At 59.6% G+C, this 2,536-nt stretch carries 4 protein-coding genes and 1 pseudogene; all 5 read left to right on the forward strand.

Annotation, left to right across the window (positions count from 1 at the left end; all coding sequences use genetic code 11):
* Nucleotides 1-109: 109 nt before the first annotated feature.
* Nucleotides 110-949: a Rha family transcriptional regulator gene (locus tag HMPREF2924_RS21285; RefSeq protein ID WP_003105750.1), complete on the forward strand. Its 840-nt coding sequence runs from the start codon at nucleotides 110-112 to the stop codon at nucleotides 947-949.
* Between the two features lie 29 nt (nucleotides 950-978).
* A complete protein-coding gene (locus tag HMPREF2924_RS21290) occupies nucleotides 979-1,467 on the forward strand; it encodes a single-stranded DNA-binding protein (protein WP_004352840.1) in 489 nt (162 codons plus the stop codon).
* 105 nt (nucleotides 1,468-1,572) lie between these two features.
* On the forward strand, nucleotides 1,573-1,767 hold the full coding sequence (locus HMPREF2924_RS21295) for a hypothetical protein (protein WP_016851608.1): 195 nt from the start codon (nucleotides 1,573-1,575) through the stop codon (nucleotides 1,765-1,767).
* 214 nt (nucleotides 1,768-1,981) lie between these two features.
* Nucleotides 1,982-2,179: an ICE-associated protein CrpP gene (gene crpP, locus HMPREF2924_RS34715; protein ID WP_071533909.1), complete on the forward strand. Its 198-nt coding sequence runs from the start codon at nucleotides 1,982-1,984 to the stop codon at nucleotides 2,177-2,179.
* Between the two features lie 115 nt (nucleotides 2,180-2,294).
* Nucleotides 2,295-2,536, forward strand: a pseudogene (locus tag HMPREF2924_RS34720) (toprim domain-containing protein); the annotation flags it as partial.

The raw sequence follows: 2,536 nt of genomic DNA on the forward strand, positions 1-2,536 counted from the left end.
GAGGCCGAGTTCATGGGCCGACTGCAGCAGAGTCAGACCCGCCCCGGTTCCGTGGGCATGTAGCTGTACCGCTCTACACCTTCGAAGCGATCACCAACGGAGAAACAGCATGAGTAACGTCAGCAACCCAAGCGGTAAGGCCGTATCCCACTCGACCACCCAGCCCTCCACCGAGGTCAGCGTCGAGATCACCGGCGGCAAGCCCACCACGACCAGTCTCGACGTCGCCAAGCATTTTCGGAAGCAGCACAAGGATGTACTCAAGAGCATTGCGAACCTGGAATGCTCACCTGAGTTTACACAGCGCAATTTTGCGCCGTGTACCCGCCCTGGCTCCAACAACAAACCGGAGCCGTACTTCCGCATGACCCGAGACGGCTTCACCTTCCTCTGCATGGGATTCACCGGCAAGGAAGCCGCCCGGTGGAAGGAGGCCTACATCAACGCCTTCAACAAGATGGAACAGGCGCTCATCGAGCAACCCGAGATCCTCAGTCACAACCACCTGCTCCAGTTCGCCATCAAGACGCTCGACCTGATGCGCGACCACACCCTCGGCGAGCCGGCTCGCCCCAGGACAGAACAGGTCGTATGCAACTACCTGGCCGTCGAGTCCTTGGACGCGGCCACTCCCGAGCAGATCAAGCAGGCCCTGAACTTCCTCCAGGGCCAGATCATCGGTGAAGGTGTGGCCGCCAAGTCCTTGCCCAGCGTGGCCGGCTCCTCCATCGCCAAGGACCTGCTCTACGGCTTGCTGCGCTCCGCTCATGACGCGGAGCTGCTGTTCAATTCCCTCTACGACAGTGGCGTCGAAAAGCTGGCCAGCGAAGTGTTCAAGGAGCACATGGCCAACACCTTGGCTGCAACGTCTCGGCAAACCCGTGAACTGCTCGGGTACGTGGCCAGCCGCGCCACTCGCTCCCCCTTCAAACCACGCTCCACCCACTAACCCCCTACTCAACTGACTGGAGATTCATCATGGCTACCCCCGTCTTCTGGGAAGGCAACATCGGCTCGGCGCCGGAGCACCGCAGCTTCCCCAACGGCAACAATCCCCCGCGGCAGTTGCTGCGTCTCAACGTGATGTTCGACAACTCGATTCCCGATGGCCAAGGTGGCTACAAGGATCGCGGTGGCTTCTGGTGCAGCGTCGAGTGGTGGCATCAGGATGCCCAACGTTTCGCCGAACTGTTCGCGAAAGGTATGCGCGTCAAGGTTGAAGGCAGGGCGATCATGGACCGCTGGCCCGACAAAGAATCAGGCGAAGAAGTCCAGGCCCTGAAGGTCGAAGCCTCGCGCATTTCCATCCTTCCTCATCGCCTGGCCGAGGTCACCCTGTTGCCGTCTACCAACGGCCAGTCGACACAACATCAGCAGTCTCGGCAGGTGCCGCAGCAACCTGCTCAGCAGGATGCGCAATCGCAGCAGGACTACGGCAGCGCCTTCGACGACGACATCCCCATGTAGCTGGCGGCTTAATTTTTGGCCGCCCATTCGTGAAGCTGCGGGTGGCAAGCACTACTCGTCGCCGCCCGCAGCCTCTACAAAGACTCGCCCGACAGGAAATCCACCATGAACAGGAAAGATGACCAAGCAGGTTCACATTGCCCATTTCGGGATCGCGATGAGCCGTTGACCAGGCAGCCCCTCAGCGCCGGCGAGATTTCAGTTCTGGAGTGCATGGCGCTTATGGAGGAAGAAGATCGCGCGGCCTTCATCCGAATGGCTCAGGGCATTGCCGAAGCGACGGTGAAACGCCGGTCTTAATTTTCCGCGCCCACTCGTGAAGTTGCAGGTGGCTAGAACCATTCTTCGCCGCCCGCAGCCTCGACAAGCATGCCAGCGACTGGAGCAACCGCAATGAACAGCTTTGCCGGCAAAATGCTGTTAAACCAGCATCCTTAATTTTGGCCGCCCGTTCGCGAAGTCTCTGGTGGCAAGAACTTCCGATTCGGAAATCTCGACCAGTACGAGGTGCAGTGTGTCAAAGAAAGCGACCCATACCGACAAGCTGGACAGGCGACATTACAACGATCCCCACCGGACTGTACGGGCTCTTGGCGCTGAGGCCGCGCGGAAAGGGCTACGGGTGTTCGACTGCCCTTACAGTCATCCTGCGATGCGGGCGTCCTGGTTGAAAGGGTTTGCCCAGGAGCAGCAACAACAGCTCGACTTCTGATCGATCCCGCTCTACAGCACCTCCCGAAAACTGCAACAACGCACCGTTCATTTCTCATTGTTGGCCCGCTCTCTGACCGCGACAGTTCGACCGACTGTTCCGAGAGATTCCGCCGATGCACCTCGTAATCATTGAAGCCCCGGGCAAGCTGAAAAAGCTGCGGTCCCTTCTCCCCTCCATTCGTCCCGACGTGACCTGGCAGGTCGAAGCGACTGCCGGTCATATCAGAGACCTACCCGTTCACGGCCAGGATCCGCAGATGCTCACCGTCGGCGTAGGCCAGGATTTCAAACCCCACTACCAGATCCTTTCGGGCAAGGAAAAGACCGTCGCACGGCTGAAGGAGCTGCGGCAGAA

This window comes from Pseudomonas sp. HMSC063H08 (assembly GCF_001813645.1).
GTDB lineage: Bacteria > Pseudomonadota > Gammaproteobacteria > Pseudomonadales > Pseudomonadaceae > Pseudomonas > Pseudomonas aeruginosa.

What these genes read in the sequence shown, in the direction of transcription:
- HMPREF2924_RS21295 (WP_016851608.1), top strand. Translation starts at nt 1,573, where the DNA reads ATGAACAGGAAAGATGACCAAGCAGGTTCACATTGCCCATTTCGGGAT.
- HMPREF2924_RS21290 (WP_004352840.1), top strand. Translation starts at nt 979, where the DNA reads ATGGCTACCCCCGTCTTCTGGGAAGGCAACATCGGCTCGGCGCCGGAG.
- HMPREF2924_RS21285 (WP_003105750.1), top strand. Translation starts at nt 110, where the DNA reads ATGAGTAACGTCAGCAACCCAAGCGGTAAGGCCGTATCCCACTCGACC.